Origin of the sequence: Enterobacter sp. IF2SW-B1, from assembly GCF_001743375.1 — a bacterium.
GTDB classification, from domain to species: domain Bacteria; phylum Pseudomonadota; class Gammaproteobacteria; order Enterobacterales; family Enterobacteriaceae; genus Enterobacter; species Enterobacter bugandensis.
The window spans coordinates 323,432-339,955 of the sequence record NZ_MJAA01000002.1; the positions used below are offsets into that span (position 1 = coordinate 323,432).

At 53.4% G+C, this 16,524-nt stretch carries 13 protein-coding genes, 1 tRNA gene and 1 pseudogene; 3 read left to right on the plus strand and 12 right to left on the minus strand.

What is annotated here, in order from left to right; translation table 11 throughout:
* Positions 1 to 8 precede the first annotated feature (8 nt).
* Positions 9 to 2,447 (minus strand): poly-beta-1,6 N-acetyl-D-glucosamine export porin PgaA, encoded by a 2,439-nt coding sequence (pgaA, locus tag A6013_RS05925; protein ID WP_069732706.1) that lies wholly within the window; start codon positions 2,445 to 2,447, stop codon positions 9 to 11.
* A gap of 673 nt (positions 2,448 to 3,120) precedes the next feature.
* Between pgaA and A6013_RS05930 the strand changes: the two genes are divergently transcribed.
* The gene (locus A6013_RS05930; protein WP_045260784.1) at positions 3,121 to 3,648 is read left to right on the plus strand and encodes a helix-turn-helix domain-containing protein; all 528 of its coding nucleotides are present in this window, start codon (positions 3,121 to 3,123) and stop codon (positions 3,646 to 3,648) included.
* A gap of 61 nt (positions 3,649 to 3,709) precedes the next feature.
* On the opposite strand, the gene A6013_RS05935 is transcribed toward A6013_RS05930, so the two are convergent.
* Positions 3,710 to 6,727 (minus strand): autotransporter domain-containing protein, encoded by a 3,018-nt coding sequence (locus tag A6013_RS05935; protein ID WP_069732707.1) that lies wholly within the window; start codon positions 6,725 to 6,727, stop codon positions 3,710 to 3,712.
* Positions 6,728 to 6,841: 114 nt separating this feature from the next.
* On the minus strand, positions 6,842 to 7,156 hold the full coding sequence (locus A6013_RS05940) for a lipoprotein (RefSeq protein WP_028014394.1): 315 nt from the start codon (positions 7,154 to 7,156) through the stop codon (positions 6,842 to 6,844).
* A gap of 175 nt (positions 7,157 to 7,331) precedes the next feature.
* Between A6013_RS05940 and A6013_RS05945 the strand changes: the two genes are divergently transcribed.
* Together A6013_RS05945 and A6013_RS05950 are read left to right on the plus strand one after the other, a co-directional pair.
* Positions 7,332 to 7,964, plus strand: a complete 633-nt coding sequence (locus tag A6013_RS05945; RefSeq protein ID WP_028014393.1) for a response regulator transcription factor — start codon at positions 7,332 to 7,334, stop codon at positions 7,962 to 7,964.
* Positions 7,961 to 9,748, plus strand: coding sequence for a hybrid sensor histidine kinase/response regulator (locus A6013_RS05950; protein ID WP_069732708.1), 1,788 nt, complete (start codon positions 7,961 to 7,963; stop codon positions 9,746 to 9,748). The genes A6013_RS05945 and A6013_RS05950 overlap by 4 nt, the downstream gene beginning before the upstream one ends.
* Before the next feature lie 228 nt (positions 9,749 to 9,976).
* On the opposite strand, the gene A6013_RS05955 is transcribed toward A6013_RS05950, so the two are convergent.
* From A6013_RS05955 to A6013_RS05995, 9 genes and pseudogenes are all read right to left on the minus strand, one after another.
* On the minus strand, positions 9,977 to 10,444 hold the full coding sequence (locus A6013_RS05955; RefSeq protein WP_063943102.1) for a DUF6392 family protein: 468 nt from the start codon (positions 10,442 to 10,444) through the stop codon (positions 9,977 to 9,979).
* Entirely contained in the window at positions 10,444 to 11,085 is a 642-nt protein-coding gene (locus A6013_RS05960) for an S-type pyocin domain-containing protein (protein WP_069732709.1), read from the minus strand. Before A6013_RS05960 ends, A6013_RS05955 begins: the two co-directional genes overlap by 1 nt.
* Before the next feature lie 736 nt (positions 11,086 to 11,821).
* Positions 11,822 to 11,920, minus strand: a complete 99-nt coding sequence (locus tag A6013_RS27815) for a hypothetical protein (protein ID WP_306345506.1) — start codon at positions 11,918 to 11,920, stop codon at positions 11,822 to 11,824.
* Between the two features lie 100 nt (positions 11,921 to 12,020).
* Positions 12,021 to 12,365: pseudogene (locus A6013_RS27820) on the minus strand (recombinase family protein); the annotation flags it as partial.
* A 270-nt stretch (positions 12,366 to 12,635) separates the two neighbouring features.
* A complete protein-coding gene (radC, locus tag A6013_RS05975; RefSeq protein WP_083264070.1) occupies positions 12,636 to 13,070 on the minus strand; it encodes a DNA repair protein RadC in 435 nt (144 codons plus the stop codon).
* Between the two features lie 100 nt (positions 13,071 to 13,170).
* Positions 13,171 to 13,638, minus strand: a complete 468-nt coding sequence (locus tag A6013_RS05980) for a DUF6392 family protein (protein ID WP_069732711.1) — start codon at positions 13,636 to 13,638, stop codon at positions 13,171 to 13,173.
* Positions 13,635 to 15,374, minus strand: coding sequence for an S-type pyocin domain-containing protein (locus A6013_RS05985; protein ID WP_069732712.1), 1,740 nt, complete (start codon positions 15,372 to 15,374; stop codon positions 13,635 to 13,637). Before A6013_RS05985 ends, A6013_RS05980 begins: the two co-directional genes overlap by 4 nt.
* Before the next feature lie 196 nt (positions 15,375 to 15,570).
* Positions 15,571 to 15,646 (minus strand) — tRNA-Phe (locus A6013_RS05990).
* A gap of 95 nt (positions 15,647 to 15,741) precedes the next feature.
* Entirely contained in the window at positions 15,742 to 16,455 is a 714-nt protein-coding gene (locus A6013_RS05995) for a DUF554 domain-containing protein (RefSeq protein ID WP_069732713.1), read from the minus strand.
* Between the last annotated feature and the right edge of the window lie 69 nt (positions 16,456 to 16,524).

Genomic DNA, 16,524 nt, shown 5'->3' on the forward strand with positions numbered 1-16,524 from the left:
ATTCATCCTTAAAAGCGTAAAGTCGCGTCAAGCGTGACGGAGAGGTTGCTCTCGCGTTTGCCGTCGTAAGGGCGTTTATCCCAGTTCAGCATCACGCCGGTATCAATGACGTTATTCCACTGGACGCGTTGCCCGTAGCCCAGCAGGGCGATGGCGCCAACGGACTGGTTTTTCTGCCAGTAGCTGCCGCCTCCCGCCACCAACTGCTGGCTCCAGAGGGTGTCGTAATGGCGGTACATCTCATGGTCCACGGACAGGGCGGCCGTCACGGACAGATCCCGCGCCGGGTTGTAATAGAGCGTGTCCCGCAGGCTGTTTTTACTGGCGGCGATCCCCGATTCAAGATCCAGCGTCAGGGTCGGGGTCTGCCAGAGACGCTCCTTACCCGTAAGGGTGTATTCCTGTCGGCGATTATGGTCTGAGAAGCGGCTGACGGCGGCGCTGAACTGGTACTCACGGCGCTCGTTTTGATGCCAGCGGATCCCGCCTTCACCCCGGTTGGCGCTAATCCCGTTGCGTAATGCCCGTAGCGGCGCGGTGCGGGATAAGCGTTCAAGGCTGCCGCTGACCTGCCAGTTATCATTGAAAAAGTACGTAGTTGAGAGGCGAGCACCTGGCTTGTTTTCACCGTGATAGCGGTTGCTGGATACCTCGGCTTCGAGCTGAAGGTCGCGAGGACGCCACTCGATGCCGCCCAGGAGGTGACGGCTGGTGCCTTTGCCTTCATCGAAATTACCTTGCGCATAGCGGGTACCCGCAAACAGCCGCCAGCTATCCGCTACCGGTGGACCATAGAGCGTGGCATCCCCGTTCAGGTCGTGCGTCCCGCTGATGGGGTTATCGGAGTGCAAGCCCTTGCTCGCGTTAAAGCGCAGCTCGGACATGTGATGCACCGTTCTGAGCCTGTCCAGACGCCTGGCGCTGCGAGCAACGGGCGCGCGGGCAAGCACGTCGTCGGCCAGTAAATCCATCTGGCGCCACTCCTGCAGATCCATGGCGACGTAAGCCTGCTGCTGTTCCAGCTCCAGATTAGATGGCTCCAGCGCCTCCGCCCTTTTTAACGTTTGCTCGGCCGCGCGCGGCTGACCCCGCGCCTGAAGCAGGGTGGCATAGTCAATCTGCAGCCCCTGATTGCCCGGCGCCGTTGTGGCCAGACGGTGCGCCAGCTTATCCGCATCCGGCAGGGCGTTGGTTGAGAGCAAATAGTTAAATTTGAGCGACTGCCCGGTAAGCCACCGATCGTTGGGCTGCGGAGTGGGCGAGCCGAAATCGTAGCGGGTCCACGGAACGCTGCGGGTCTGGCGCTCTACGTACTGTCGAGCGGCCTCATACTGCCCCGTGTCCAGCCAGGCGTAGAAAAGCGCATGCTCCTCGTCCTGCGGATCGGCGGCGTATTGCGGATAGCGTTGCAGCAGCGAGAAGGCGGCAGAGGCGTTTTTCTCCTGCAGATACGCGGAGATCGCCCAGCCGATGGCCCAGCCCGGCACCGGATGCTGCGCCTCCGTCAGCGCCTGATATTCACGGATGACCTGCGGGTAATCGCCATGCGCGTACAGCGCACCCAGCCTGTCGATACGGGCGAGGATGATGTCTTCCGCTGCCTGCGGTTCGTGTTGCCAGCGTGAGAGCAGGGCGTCGTAACGATTCAGTGCCGTTTGCGCCAGCTGCAGGCGCTCCTTTTCCGTTCTGCCAGGCACGTCGGCAAGGCGAACCCATTCTGCGGCGGCATTAAGCTCCAGACGGCGGCGCTGCGCGGGGGTCAGCGTTACCCTTTGTGACAGCATCAGCGCGGGAGTACTCACCCGGTTATCCGTTAGCGCGTCAATCAACTCGCTAAGGAGCGCGTTATTCTCCGGCGCAAGGGTCAGCGCGCGCGTGTCCGCTAAAAGCCGATCCCAGCTTTTTCCCTGGCGTAACCAGACGTACGAGAGCGTCTGAAGATGCGCCGGAGAGGGATCCTCCATCACCAGCTGGCGGGCTTCCTGCAGAGCGAGCGTATCCATGCGGGCATCGGCCAGGGTTTTGATATAGCCGATACGATAATCGTCATTATGTGGCGCAAGGCTACGCGCCTCTTTCCACAGTGATAAGGCAGGCTGCCACGCTTTTTGATCTCTTCTGGCCTGCGCGACAGCCGCAACGCCGCGAGCGGGCAGCGGCATATAAATGCCATAGCGCTGCCAGAGCTGAATCACCTCGTCATTACGACCTGCCCACGCAGCCACCTGTAACCAGTCCGCTACTTGCTCGGGCGTCAGAGCATGCTGTTGCTGATACCGCTGAAGATAATTGAGAAACGGCGTGTAATTACCGTTACGTGCCTGTTGAATCTGTTGCTCATAAACGGATTCCGTTGCCTGAACGAGAACAGGGAACAGAAATAGCAGAAACAATAATCCTGGGGCGCGATAAAAGAATAACGTATTGAAGCGAAGCGATCTTTCCATATCTATTTGCCATTTGTTTATCATGAATCCATTGCATAACACGGCCGCCTTTTAACTCTGCGTTAAAGGCCATAAATGAGAACATTAAATCTGAATGCAGTAACGTTATGGGGTACTTACTTTAAGGTAATTATGGAACCTCCTCTTTGGGAACTGGGTGGAAGGTAATGTACACCTGATATGTTGCCGGATAAATATGGTGAAAAGCAGAGGGTTAGTTTTGGGATAATTCTGGAATGAGATGTCTTTTGTGATTATTTTGAATTGAGTGTGTATTTGTAACTCTTTGATATTAATGTGTTTTATTTATCTGTTTTTGAGTTTGTTTATATTCCTGGCGAGGTTTTATTGTAGCAATTAAAGTACTTTCTGGTGCATGTTTGGGAAGTTTCATGACAAAAAGTCTTAATGTTCAGCGAAGTGACTTTTCTGCGATTGTTTTTTATTTATAATTAACGCCAGCCATTGAATGAAAGTCTACAGGAAGTCTTACTCATCAATGTCTGTATTGAGGGATGTTCAACGCCAGAATACATATTGTCGTTAATATTACAGCGCTATAAAACGAAGGCGGCCTTCTTTCTGAAGGTGCGTTCTTGCTTTAATCTAAAAGGGATGGTTAGTGGCAACTTCAATAGTGTTAGTGACCCAGGATCGCTATCTTGTCAGGGGGATGAGACTATTTTTCCCGGATATTATCCTGCTCGACTCGATTGACAGAAACATATTTGATAACGGTGCAGATGAATATTCTGTGTTGATTGATAGCCGTTCTCCGCTCCGTTTATATGATTACCTGATACGCCATCCGGCCAGAACAAAAAAAACGATCTGCTGCGTTATGCTGGATATGCGACATCGCGAGGAGAATCTACTCAGTATGAAGTTGTTTATGAACACGTCGCTTACGGCGCCGGATATGGCATCGTTATTTAACCTGGTGCTCAATATGAAGGGCAGGCGTCTGACCACCAAGTGGCTGCTTAACTTACGGCTTGGCACGCACGAAGCGATCATGCTGCGGTTGTTGAGGGCAGGGATGTCGATGGAAGCGATTGCCGATGAACTGAACACGTCGGTGAAGAGCCTCTATCGCAAACGGACAGCGCTGTCGGAACGCCTGGGGGCGGAGAACTTCAACGAGGCGTGTTTGTTTATCTTTAAAAACAAACTGCTGGATGCGGTTGGGAACGATCCCTGAATTCCTGAGAGCCTAAAAGCAAAAACCCGCCACAAGGGCGGGTTCTTTTACTGGAAGTAATTCAGAACGACCAGCGCAGATTAGCGTTAACCGAGTTGACGCGGGTATCCGCACCATATTGCCCCTGATAACCCACATCCAGCGTCGCAGCACGTGACAGCTGTACGCTCACGCCGATATCACCCACCATCACGTCCTCATCCACGGCCTGCCCCTGAGTAATGAACGCGTCGCTGCCCGCAAACGCCATACGCGAAGAGGTATTCTTATCGCCATAGGCGTGCTGCCAGCCCAACGAACCGTAGAGGTTCACGTTCTTTGGCAGCTCGGTCACACCGCGCACCCCGAGGGTGGAGTAAAAGGTATTCATCGTTTCGTTACGCACGCTCAGCGCGGCGGCACCGCCGTCTTCCCTGAAGCTGTCGGTATGCAGTCGAATGTACGATAAATTGACGAACGGCTCGATATTCATATCAGGCTGGCCGAAGCGGTAGCCCGCTTCGGTGAATGCCAGCAGCGAGTTGGCGTCGTAATCCGACTTCAGCCGATCCGAGAAGCCGCTGAAATCAACGCTGCGCTCGCCTTCGATCTTGTGCCAGGTGTAACCCAGCGCGCCGCGAAGGGAGAACGCATCCTGTTGACCCGCCGCATACAGGCCAAGGTGGTAGTTATCGGTATCCGTTGAGGAACGACGGCTGTCGACGTCGTAATCACCGCGGCTGTAGCCGAAGTATCCGCCGACACGCACGTTATGATCCGCCAGCTTGCGATCTGCTCCCAGCAGGAAGCCGGTGGTGTTGCCGTCCAGCTTGCCCACGTTACCGTCGCCGTCGTTTCGGCTCCAGGAGCTGAAGGTCTGGCCCCAGACGCCATTGTTTTGCGGCTCCGGCTGCTGCACCAGCGACATCGCTAACGGTGGTATCGGCAGGCTGTCGTTATCAAACGCGCGCTGCATACGCTGGTTTAAGACGTTAAACACCTGCGTGCTGCCGGCGATCAGGTTGGACTGCATTGACGGATAAACTTCACCGGACAGCTGGTTGAACGCCTCGCGCGCTTCCGGCGCGCTGAGTACCAGCAGCGAGTTATACAGCGCCAGCGACGGGCCGCTTTGCGTCAGGGTGGAGAGCGCGCCGGCGGTATTCCACTGGTTGCTGCTTTTGGCGACGGTCTGGAAAATCCCCGGCTTGCCGCTGCCCGGATTCTCACTGCCAGGGTTTTCTCCGCCCGGGTTCTCACCGCCCGGGTTCTCACCGCCTGGGTTTCCTCCTCCTGGATTTTCACCTCCCGGGTTTTCGCCTCCAGGATTCTCGCCGCCGGTCTCTTTCTGCGCGATGGTCAGATCGACGGCGTTGGTGCTCTGGTTGAGCGCCACGTCCAGGAAGGCGGATTTAGACACCGCCCCCGCGAACTGACCGTCAATTCCCCCGTCGGAGGTTAAAATGCGGTAGCTTTGGCCCGTTTTATAGCTGGTTTGCGGATCCAGCGCGGTGACCTGTACCTGAGCCCGATCGCTGATGGTCGTTTTGCCTGCGACCAGCAGCTGGTCGCTGCGGCCATCACCGGCGATATCGACATCATAGAAAGAGTCACCTACAAAATTCAGATAACGTTTCAGCGTCAGCGTGCCGATATCACCATCCCCTGGCGAGATATGCCCGCCGGAAAGGATCTCGGTCTGGCCCAGCGTGCCGTTCCCTCCCAGCGTTCCGCCGGCCTTGATTGAGGCGGCGCTGCTGTAGCCCAGCCCGTCGCTAACGTCGGATCCCGCCGTCGCGTTGAGGATCAGCGTACCGCCGTTCTCGGCGCTAAGAGTCTGAATATCAAAAATATCATCTTCTGGCTGGGTGTTGATGTTGCTGGCGATAATGACTTTGCCACCGCGCGCGGTCACGTTCGCCTGAAGGGCTGAAAGATCGCCATTCAGCGTTGTCTGCCCGGAAGTATTGATCACCTCACCTTCGCCACTCATCTTGTTGCTAAAGACGTAATTTTCGTCGGTATGGTTGAAGTAGACATAGCTGCCGAACAGCCCGCCGCGCAGGCTGATTGCCGTATTCGCATCAAGAGTACCCGCGCCGCCCGCTGTGCCAAGCGTTGGCTCAGTTAAACCTGTTCCGGTGTCCATATTGCCGCGGCTGCCGACAATGAGCGCACCCCGGTTCGAGCCGGAACCCGAGGTCCCCACGATCAGCGTATTGCTGCCAGCGGAAAATGAACCGCCGTCAATCACCGACAGCACGCCATTGCCATAATCGCCCACGCTCACGCTGCTGCCGCTGGTAAAGCGCGAGTCTTTGCCCGCAATAACCAGCTCGGCGGTTTTACCTGCCCCGGAGACGCCCGCCACCTGCACGCCGCCAACGTTAACCGCACCGCCGTTCAGCACGTCCAGGTCGCCATAAAGCGTCAATGTACGGCCAACGTTCCACTGTGAGCCGCTCCCCGTGACGGTGGCTTTCGGGCTTAGCGTGTCGGTTTCACCCGGCCCGGTACCATTGCCGATGCGCGCATCGTAGGCGGTGCTGAGCGCCGCGCCGTCTTCAATCGCCAGCGTGGAGCGTGCCCCCAGATCGGTACCTACGCTGAGAAAATTACTGGTCACGCGAGAGCCGGCGCCAGTGGCGATAAGGTGGCTGTCGTAGCCGCGGGTGGTGCCGACAACAATTTCTTTTGCGCTGGCCAGCGCGCCTTCTTCGACTCGCAGGGTGCCGAGGCCAAGATTCAGATCGCCGCGCAGGACGTACTGATCGTTCACTGCGTTAAGCTCAGCGTTTGGCCCACGGACCGTGACCACGCTTTCATAAATTTGGCCGTCGAACAGCCGACCGATGTTGATGTTATAGGCGGTGATTTTGCCATTATCGATCAGCAGGTTTCCGGGTTGATTACGTCCAACGTAAACATCTCCGGTGTAACCCAGCGTTTCGGTTATACGCGCCTCGCCATCAAAAATGGCATCGGCTGCACGCGCGAAATCGGCAGGTGAAAGCAGTAACAGTGGCGCGGAAAATAGAGCGAGGTAAAGTCTGGAAAGCGGCGTCTTAACCGCTAAAGCATGCGATGTAGAGTTATTCACGGGCTATCTCCGTACTCATTAGCGTGATGTCTGGAAAATCGTTTTTATGAAAACTCAGATACGTCAGAAAATATAAAAGGCGTTATTTATGTACGCCTTTTCATTTGCCGTTAATTATTTATGCGTGACAACAGGGGTACAGGTTGGTGCGCTGAGCGTCGGGGCGGATCCTAAAATCCCCGGCATCATCATTGATGAGCAATCGAAAATACGCCCTTTTTCCGTCGTAGCGCGATAAGACAGTTTTTGCCCTCCCAGTGCGTCCGGCTGGGCGCCATTAACATTGGTCACGGTTATTTCATCCGATGAGCCCAGCCCCAGCATTTTAGCGGTCTCCGCCTGCAGGAGTGGAATAGCCTGATCGGTTTTTAGCGTGGAACAACCGGCGAGCATCAACGTAACGCTTAAAAAGATGAGTGGTTTTTTCATAAATTATCCTTGATATCCAATCAGTTAATTTCACTGATTGTATTTATGTTTTCAATTACCCAAATCAGCGAATAATATATTTCCCTTTCCTAATCGAAAAAACCCTCCTAAAGTAGGGTGGGTAGATAATAATTCATCTGTACACTCAGATATGCGAAGGTAAAAGGAGGATCCTTTGGGGCAGAATTATGCGTTGGTCGTTGATGACCATCCATTGGTAGCAAGCGGCATCGCTAATTTTCTGATTTCACATTGCCAGTTTAAGCAGGCGAGCGTGGTGACGAATGAGGAAGATTGCTACCGTCAAATTAGGGATAATGGCCCGCCGCGTTTGCTGGTAATCGATTTTTGGCTTTCGTCCGGAACGGCACTGAAATTACTCAAAGAAGTAAAACAACATTACCCACAGGTACGGTTCTTGGTGGTCAGCGGGGACGACAATAATGACATCTGGCAGAAAGTTCACGCCGCCGGGGGACACGGATTTGTATTGAAAAGCGAACCGCCTGAAATGTTCTCACGGGCCGTTTGTGCACTCCTTGATAATCTGACCTGGTTTCCTGAGAGAAACGATTTTCCCGTTGAATCGAATAATGAGAAGTTAAGTAAATTTAACTTAACGCCGCGACAAATAGACGTTTTAAATATGATTATGCGCGGCCTGCCAAATAAACGAATCGCCGCGCAGCTTTCAATTTCTGAGCCCACGGTCAAAGAACACATCAGCAATATATTGAAAAAGATAGGCGTTAACAGCCGGGTCGAAGCCATCACGCTTCTGCATGGCAAGCGGGAATCATCAGAATGAGGTTTTTCCAGAGTTTACAGAAGGATGGTATCTCATCTCCCGCGCAGATCCGTTTGCTAAACAACACTTTTTTGCGGCTGGTGTTCAGCTTTAGCGCGGTGCCATTTGTCGGTATTCCTTTTGCCATCTGGATCTATTTGCTGGGCGATGAACTTGGCCCAACCATTATCTGGATAATTATTTACCTGCTATGTGCCGTGGCAATCCGCATATTGCACCGACGCTACCAGCGCGAAGTGAAAGAGCATGATGAAGAGGACGTCCTGCGCCGCTGGCTTCCGCGCATAAATAAGATCGCTTTTATTCACGGGCTGGGGATTTCATCTCTCTATTTAATTACTCCGCAGACGCAGAACTTTGACTTTTTCCTGCTCCTTAATATCAGTATTGCCGCCATCGTCGCCGCCAATGCGACGCATCTGACGCCGGTCATCAGCACTTTTACGTGCTTTTTCTTCGCCTCCTGGGGAGTGTTAAATATCGGCATCATCTGGCGGCTGGACGAGCTGATATTCATTGTGCTGATGCTGAACCTGCTGTACGGCTTCGCCATTTACCGCCATGCGTTAACGTCGCACGCGTACTTTATTCAGCAAGCGCTGCTTGAGGAAAAAAGCTCACGCCTGGCAGAACAGTTTCGTCAGGCCAAAGAGGAAGCGGAGCAGGCGCTGCTGGATAAAAATCAGTTCCTGACGACAGCCAGCCATGACCTGCGTCAGCCGGTACACGCCATGGGATTTTTGATTGAAGCGATTATCCACCGAAACCGGGACGACAGCCTGACGCCCCAGCTGCTTGACCTGCAGCAGAGCGTTCGCTCGGTGCATTTGATGTTCAATTCTCTGCTCGACCTCAGCAAGATTGAATCCGGGAAAGTGCTCACTGCCCCTACCAAAGTGGACATCGGCGCTCTGCTCGACTCGGTGATCACGCTGTTTCGCGAAGAGGCCAACAGCCGTGCACTTAGGCTGTCCACCCGTCGACCCAAACGCCGCATCCACGTGATGGGCGACCCGCTGCTGGTGCGACAATCGCTGATTAACCTGATTCAAAACGCCCTTCGCTACACGCAGCAGGGCGGCGTGCTGGTTGCCATCCGACCGCGCGGTGACGAGTGCCTGGTGGAGGTGTGGGACACAGGTGTCGGTATCGCTGATGACGAGAAAGGTAAAATCTTCTCCCCTTACTACCGCCCCGAACTGGCCTGGAAGATCGACAGCGCCGGACACGGGCTGGGCCTCGCCGTGGTTGCCCGCTGTGCCAGGCTGATGAAGGTGAAGTACGGGATGCAATCCATAGAAGGTAAAGGCTCACGCTTCTGGATGCGCTTCACTCAATATGCTGGCGAAGAGAACGCGACGGACATCCCGCCCGCCGATAACAACGCCTCTGCGCCGGTACGCTATGCGCCGCTTCGCGGTTCTTGCCTGGTTGTCGATGACGACCCGCTGGTGACGTCAGCCTGGGAGAGCCTGATGAGCGTTTGGGGAATCAACGTGCGCTGCGCGGCCTCCGCTGAAGAAGCGTTCGCCATCATCGACGACGGCTTCACCCCGTTCGCCGTGCTGTGCGACCAGCGCCTGCGATCCGGCGAAAGCGGCTTCGACATCCTGAAAGCGCTTTTTGAACGTCTGCCGGACATGAGCGGCGCGATGGTCAGCGGCGAATTTAATTCGCCTGTTCTGCTGGAGGCGGAGCAGGAAGGGTATCTGGTGCTGCGCAAACCTCTGGAGCCGGCTAAACTGCATGCGCTGCTGACGCAGTGGTCAGGATGTCGTGGATAGGGGAATAGATAATAGCAGCATTGCGCTTCACTATAGGGCCAGATAGCTCGCGGTATCCTGCGGTGATGCCAGTGTGTCGGTACGGTATAGCCGTTGAGTGAGGATTTCGCGGGCCTGATTAATGATTTCATCGTGCATGATTCAGCCTCCTGTGGTGATCTGCATGTTGCTTCTACCGGGCAGGGCGGGAGATGTTGGAAACGGCCCCGAAAGGAGCCGGTGTGGTTGTTACCAGCGGAGTTCTGATGTTAGCAAGAATGCCACCTCTTTGGCTCGCTCCTGTAAGTCGTAATCGACTTGCATACTGATAGGAATATGAAAATCCGTTACGGTGAACAAATCTGTGTAGCCAATCTCCTGGCGTAACCGCTTCCGGGGAGGCAAGAATCTGTCAGGAGGCCCGAATTGTGAATGCACCCAAGACCGCACCATTTCAGGTTGTAGTGGTGATGGCAGCTCATTAGGGAATTTATAGTTCGTTTTCTTCTCATTCTGTAAAAAAAGCTCGATAGAATAAAGCGTTGTACCGTCTCGCTTAAAAGCTAAGTAAATACCTTCATTCATCATGCTTAACGTTAGATCAGGATCTCCCGGATAGCCTGTCGGCTTGGTCTTGTAGGGAATCAATCCGGCATCAAAAATTTCCTGATACGGCTTACCTAAGCAGCGAATCAATGCTTCGACATTAACGGTCATTAGTATAATCCCTGTTCCTGATTTAATTGATGCATCTTAGCTTTGGCTTCATCGATTTGACTATCTGTTACGCCACGCTCTTTAAGCTCGGGGCGTATGGTCTCAATGTCTCGTTCGACAGCTGCTCGCAAATCTCTGGAGTCTTGCTGTATTTGCGTAGGGCTATTTCTGCCGCCATAAGTGGCGCTGAGTTTTTGGTGAATATCAGCAGGAATTATGATGGACGCAACGTCTTTCGCCATACGGTCAATTTCGGCCGGTTTTGCGTCTGGGAATTCGCGTCGTAAGTAGGCCCGTACTGCTGCGGCTGAGGGCATGTGATCAGCATGAGTACCGTTTCGTGCTCGACCTATGAAGTTACTATATAAGTCTACTTCAAGCAGTTCCACAGGAGGCTTGCTGAGATAGATGTAGGTCGGCGGGTGGACGTTGCCCGGAAACACCAGAATGTAGTCCCGGAAGTCCTTTTCCTCTGGCGGTGGCGTGGTGGTGATAGTCACGCCCTGAATGTCAGGATGCTCAAGCCCCGGTATCGCTACCGTTCCGACCTGCGGGCTTTGGTTCCCGGTGTTCCACCCACTGGCATCTGTACTGCCCGGTGCATCCGCTGGTGTCCAGGTTATCTGTACCGCTTCCCGCAAGTCACCAGGTCGCTGACCCGGACCTGCTGACGTATCACGCCGCCAGTCTCATAGGTATCATCGGATGCACCCGAGAGAATGCGCCCCCCGCAGGTGGTTTTATCCAGGTGATACAGGTAAAAACCTGTTGCCATAATCCCTTATAAATAATATGGGTTTGGTGCGCATAATATCCAAAAGTTGACTAAAGCTAAATTTGGCAGGTTAAAAAATATCGGTTTGAAGTGGGGTCAGGACAAAGACCTAAGGACATCAGCAGACAAAGCAACCCGCTATATAACGGAATGCCCAAAAGCAAAAACCCGCCTCAAGGGCGGGTTTTCTGAATAGTGGTGCCCGGACTCGGAATCGAACCAAGTATTCATTGCCACGACAATGAAATCACCGAATAACAGTAAGTTACCTTTACGCTTCGATTCCGAATGTACCACTATTCCGTACCACTCTTAATGCTTCAGGAATCATTGCGATGCTTGTCGTATAGCTTGTTCCTTCTCAGCCTTTTCTGCGTCTTGAATTCTTTGGTAAGCATCGAGACATTTATCACTCTTCGGATCACCACAGTTCATAAAATCGTTCATTGCCTGGACTTTGTCTTGTGATGGGGACGCGTGTACTCTTGGCATTAATGTACTGAACGCTAACAGTGCAAATACCTGTGATTTAATTTTCATATAACACCTTGATTTTATTGTGTTTTTGTCAAATATTACGATAGCTTCGTTTTGTAAAACAACTAATTAGACCGGTTTTGCCGTACAATCCGGTAAATGCTGGTAATGCCGATCTCTAACTGACGGGAGATTTCGGGTTTGCTTAGTCCCCGCTCCAGCATCTCGATAACTTCCTGCGATTTGCTGCGGGCTGTGGCCTTTATACTTACCTTTGAGCTTCGCCAGAGCGATCCCCTCGGCCTGACGCTCCAGCATCATTTCTCGCTCGAACGTGGCGATAGCTCCGATCATCGTTAGCATCAGCTTTCCGGTTGGTGTGGCTGTGTTGATACCGATATTGAGGATATTCAGTGCCACACCCTTACCCTGAAGGTATTCCGACACTTCCAGCAGATGGCGGGTGTTACGGGCAAGTCGGTCGAGCTTTGTAACTTGTACCGTGTCACCCTCACGGACAAACTCCAGCATTGCCTGTAGCTCTGGACGGTCATCCTTAGCCCCACTGATTTTTTCCCTGAATACTTTCTCGCAGTTGGATAGGGCTGCAAGTTGTGTATCCAGACTTTGCCCTGTGGTGGACACGCGGGCGTAGCCGACTGTAGCCATGAGGACTCCTTACCCTGCCAATAGACCATGCTAGGATGCAAAAACCTGCCAAAATGCCAAACCAACCTTGTGACAGGAGTGAGAGCGGCATTTCACCGTTGCGGCGATGGCAGATCTTTAGGGCATGGGCTATTGGTATGGGTCTAGCGGTAGTGGAGGATTAGAGGAAATCTTCTTCTGAGGTATAGCGTGCTGCCATTCCCCGGAAGAAGACGGTGGCAAAGGTCGTCAGGGCCATTATCAAGGCTTCGACGAGTAAGGATTTCCAGTTCATAGCCAGCCCCTTTCTGCGAATGAAACTGTCTGACCGCCGCCGACGACGATGTGATCCACCAGTCGGACGTCGATTAGCTCCATAGCTTTCTGAATGTTCAACGTTATCGCTTTATCCTGAACGGATGGCTCGGCGTAACCGGATGGGTGATTATGGGAACAGATAACAGCTGTGGCGTTCAGCTTCAGCGCCTGCCGGGCTATCTCTCGGGGGTAGACCGTTGTTGTCGCTATGCTGCCGTGGAACATTTCCTGATAGTTCAGGACGTGATTCCGGTTGTCGAGGAATATCACGCTGAACACTTCCTGTTCCCGGTCGCCAAGCTGTAGTGCCAGATAGCTCGCGGTATCCTGCGGTGATGCCAGTGTGTCGGTACGGTATAGCCGTTGAGTGAGGATTTCGCGGGCCTGATTAATGATTTCATCGTGCATGATTCAGCCTCCTGTGGTGATCTGCACGTTTCTTGTACCGAGAGAGGCAGGGAATGTTGGAAACGGCCCCGAAAGGAGCCGTTGTGGTGATATACGGCTATTACCAAGTGGAATCAGTAAGTGGCATAAACGTAAGCGATTCTACTTGGTTGCTTGCGGTATAGGCAGCCTGCATTGATAGGGGGATGTGGAAGCCCTCAAGTGTATAGCGTTCTTTCAATCCAAACTGAAGACCGCCAATTATTTTGGGGCGGATGGACTTATCCGGGGCGTCAAATTGCTCATGCATCCAGCTAATACTCATTTCCTTCTGTAGCGGCGATGGTAATTCATTTGGAAATCGCACTGAAGGCCTGTCCTCATCCAAAAGCGTGAGCGTCACACAGAATAGTTTTCGGGATGAACGATGGAATGCTAGATAAACCCCTTCCTTGACCATATCTAGTTCAAGAACGGGATCGCCAGAATCGCCACTAGGCTTAGTTTTGTATGGGATTAAGCCATTATCGAAAATTTCTTGATAGGTTTTACCGATGCTTCTCAGTAATGCCTCTACGTTTACTGTCATTTTTTATATAACCCCACACTTTCATTAATCTGATGCAGTTCTGCTCTTGCTTCTTCTAATTGTTCATCTGTAGCCCCGTACTCTTTCAAGGCTGGTTTTTCAGCGTCAAAGTTCTGATCTGCTGCGGCACGGAGATCATAGCTATGAGCAATTATTTTTTCAGGAGTGTTTCTGCCCCCATAAGTTTCGCTATCACTGCGGTGTACCCCTTTCGGGATTCCGATAGCTGCTACTCTTTTAGAGAGCTTTTTCAGCTCTTTAGGGGTTAGTTCAGGGTGCAACCGCTTATAGTGTGCCTTTACTGCGGCAGCGGAGGGTATATGGTCAACCTCTAACTCGCCTTGCCGCGATCTGCCATCAAAATCACTGTATAGCTTGACCTCAAGGAATTCTACCGGAGGTTTGCTAAGGTAGATGTAGATTGGCGGGTGGACGTTGCCCGGAAACACCAGAATGTAGTCCCGGAAGTCCTTTTCCTCTGGCGGTGGCGTGGTGGTGATAGTCACGCCCTGAATGTCAGGATGCTCAAGTCCCGGTATCGCTACCGTTCCGACCTGCGGGCTTTGGTTCCCGGTGTTCCACCCACTGGCATCTGTACTGCCCGGTGCATCCGCTGGTGTCCAGGTTATCTGTACCTTTCCGCCCGGCCCGTTGCCCCAGAAGCGGTATTTTCCGTCAAACCGCTTATCCATCAGCCTGACTTTCACCTGATCGCGTCCGCTCTCCGGGCTGGTGTGATACCCCACGGCCTTCAGCCGTCCGGTTTCCGGGTCTTCCACCCAGTTATAGCGTACCCGCGTTGGCACCGTACCGCCGCTCCGGGCTACTGCCAGCAGTTGTTCAGCTGTTAACAGGTCAGATTTTTCGCCTTTCAGCATTGAGTGCAGCACCGCACCCATGACCACGAACGGTAAATTCAGCTCAAACCTGCTTTCCCGGACCGCTGGCCCGGACAGGTGTTTCATCTGGTACGTCAACGCCTTTGCTGCGTCCTGATTCAGTCTTGCTGTCGCTCCGCCAGCAGATGCAGCCATACCCGCCTCCGCACCACCGGCTACTACCACCGGAGATGGGGGAAGTGGCATAGCTTCCGCTTCACCGAAGAAGAAGCCGCTTACCCTGTCGAAGAGGGATTTTTTCCTCTCAGGAGCTGCATCTGCCTCCCATGAGGAGGTCTTAGCCTTTTTCGCCGCCTGTGCGTGCTGTACCGGTTCGCAGCCGTCATACCTTGGGGAGGGTTCCGGGGAGGCTGGCAATGATTGGTAAAAACTCATCGCTGCAAAGTTTGCCTGGGGTTCGTTCCCAATTCCTGCGTCGGTACACCCAGCTCCACGCAGGCAGGATTTCGCAAAAACGGGGACCGGATTGATTAGCACTTCATCGGGCTTCGTTCGTTTTTCAATCTGCTCCCGTTCTGCCACGCGCCCGGCATTACAGTCACTTTCATAAGTGTGTGAAAATACAGTTGGAACGAACCGGGCCCGGCAGGGGCAGGAGCTGAAGCTATCCAGTGAACCCGCCCACTCTTTCGGGGCACCGTTCACCGAATAGGTGTCTCCCATACCGCCACAGACGCGGTATCGCCCCTCATGCTTCCCGCAAGTCACCGGGTCGCCGACCCGGACCTGCTGACGTATCACGCCGCCAGTCTCATAGGTATCATCGGATGCACCCGAGAGAATGCGCCCCCCGCAGGTGGTTTTATCCAGGTGATACAGGAAAAAACCTGTTGCCATAATCCCTCATAAATAATATGGATTTGGCGCGCATAATATCCAAAAGTTGACTAAAGCTAAATTTGGCAGGTTAAAAAATATCGGTTTGAAGTGGGGTCAGGACAAAGACCTAAGGACATCAGCAGACAAAGCAACCCGTTATATAACGGAATGCCCAAAAGCAAAAGCCCGCCTCAAGGGCGGGTTTTCTGAATAGTGGTGCCCGGACTCGGAATCGAACCAAGGACACGGGGATTTTCAATCCCCTGCTCTACCGACTGAGCTATCCGGGCAACGGGGCGCATTAAACCCGATCTGCCCGTTGCCGTCAACGAAAAATGTTGTTTTCGTTACAGACTGCGCAATCTCTCGCCATTTCGCCGCAATCTTAAGCGAAAAAGTGCGTCCAGAGTGCAGAGAGCGGCATGGCGAGCAGTAATGCGGGCAGCATATTCACCACGGCAAACATTTTGATCCCGCAAATACGTAGGCCCGTCGCCAGCAGCAGCAGGCCGCCGACGGCGGTGAAGTCCGCCATCATCGCTGGCGTGGTCAGCGGGAGAATCAAAGTGGCGCAGGTGGCAAGCGCGAGTTGAATCAGCAGCATCGGCACGCAAATCGCCGCAACGGCAATGCCGAGCGTGGTGGCGAAAATGGTGGCGGTGAAGAAATCGAGAAATGCTTTTGCAATCAATATGCTTGGGTCGCCCGTCATCCCTTCCTGCATCGAGCCGAAAATCCCGGTGCCGCTTGCGCAAAACAGAATAATGATGGCGACGTAGTTCTGAATAAACGACTCGTGCGTGCCGTGTTTCGCCTTGCCCGGTCGGGCAATCAGGTTTTTGGCTTTGCCCACCGCGCTATTGATGCCTTTTTCCAGAAAGCAAAACTCGCCAATCAGTGCGCCGAGCAGTGTAGCCAGCACCATGACGGGCAGGTTGGCGCATTTGATCACTAGAAGGATGCCGATGCCTAAGGATGCCAGGCCGAATATAGAGGGCATGGATGAACGGATACGCTCCGGCAGCCGCTGACTCAACACTGCGCCCAGTACGCCGCCCAGCAATACGGCTCCGGCGTTAATAAATGGCCCGATAACCACAGTTAACTCCTGTTATTTACTCATTGATATTGCATTATTATGGCACGTCAGGGCTGCGCGAGCCTTAGC

Bases quoted from the DNA above. Each gene is read 5' to 3' on its own strand.
- pgaA (WP_069732706.1), bottom strand. From the start codon at position 2,447: ATGGAAAGATCGCTTCGCTTCAATACGTTATTCTTTTATCGCGCCCCA.
- A6013_RS05930 (WP_045260784.1), top strand. From the start codon at position 3,121: ATGAGACTATTTTTCCCGGATATTATCCTGCTCGACTCGATTGACAGA.
- A6013_RS05940 (WP_028014394.1), bottom strand. From the start codon at position 7,156: ATGAAAAAACCACTCATCTTTTTAAGCGTTACGTTGATGCTCGCCGGT.
- A6013_RS05950 (WP_069732708.1), top strand. From the start codon at position 7,961: ATGAGGTTTTTCCAGAGTTTACAGAAGGATGGTATCTCATCTCCCGCG.
- A6013_RS05955 (WP_063943102.1), bottom strand. From the start codon at position 10,444: ATGACCGTTAATGTCGAAGCATTGATTCGCTGCTTAGGTAAGCCGTAT.
- A6013_RS27815 (WP_306345506.1), bottom strand. From the start codon at position 11,920: ATGCTGGAGCGGGGACTAAGCAAACCCGAAATCTCCCGTCAGTTAGAG.
- radC (WP_083264070.1), bottom strand. From the start codon at position 13,070: ATGCACGATGAAATCATTAATCAGGCCCGCGAAATCCTCACTCAACGG.
- A6013_RS05980 (WP_069732711.1), bottom strand. From the start codon at position 13,638: ATGACAGTAAACGTAGAGGCATTACTGAGAAGCATCGGTAAAACCTAT.
- A6013_RS05985 (WP_069732712.1), bottom strand. From the start codon at position 15,374: ATGGCAACAGGTTTTTTCCTGTATCACCTGGATAAAACCACCTGCGGG.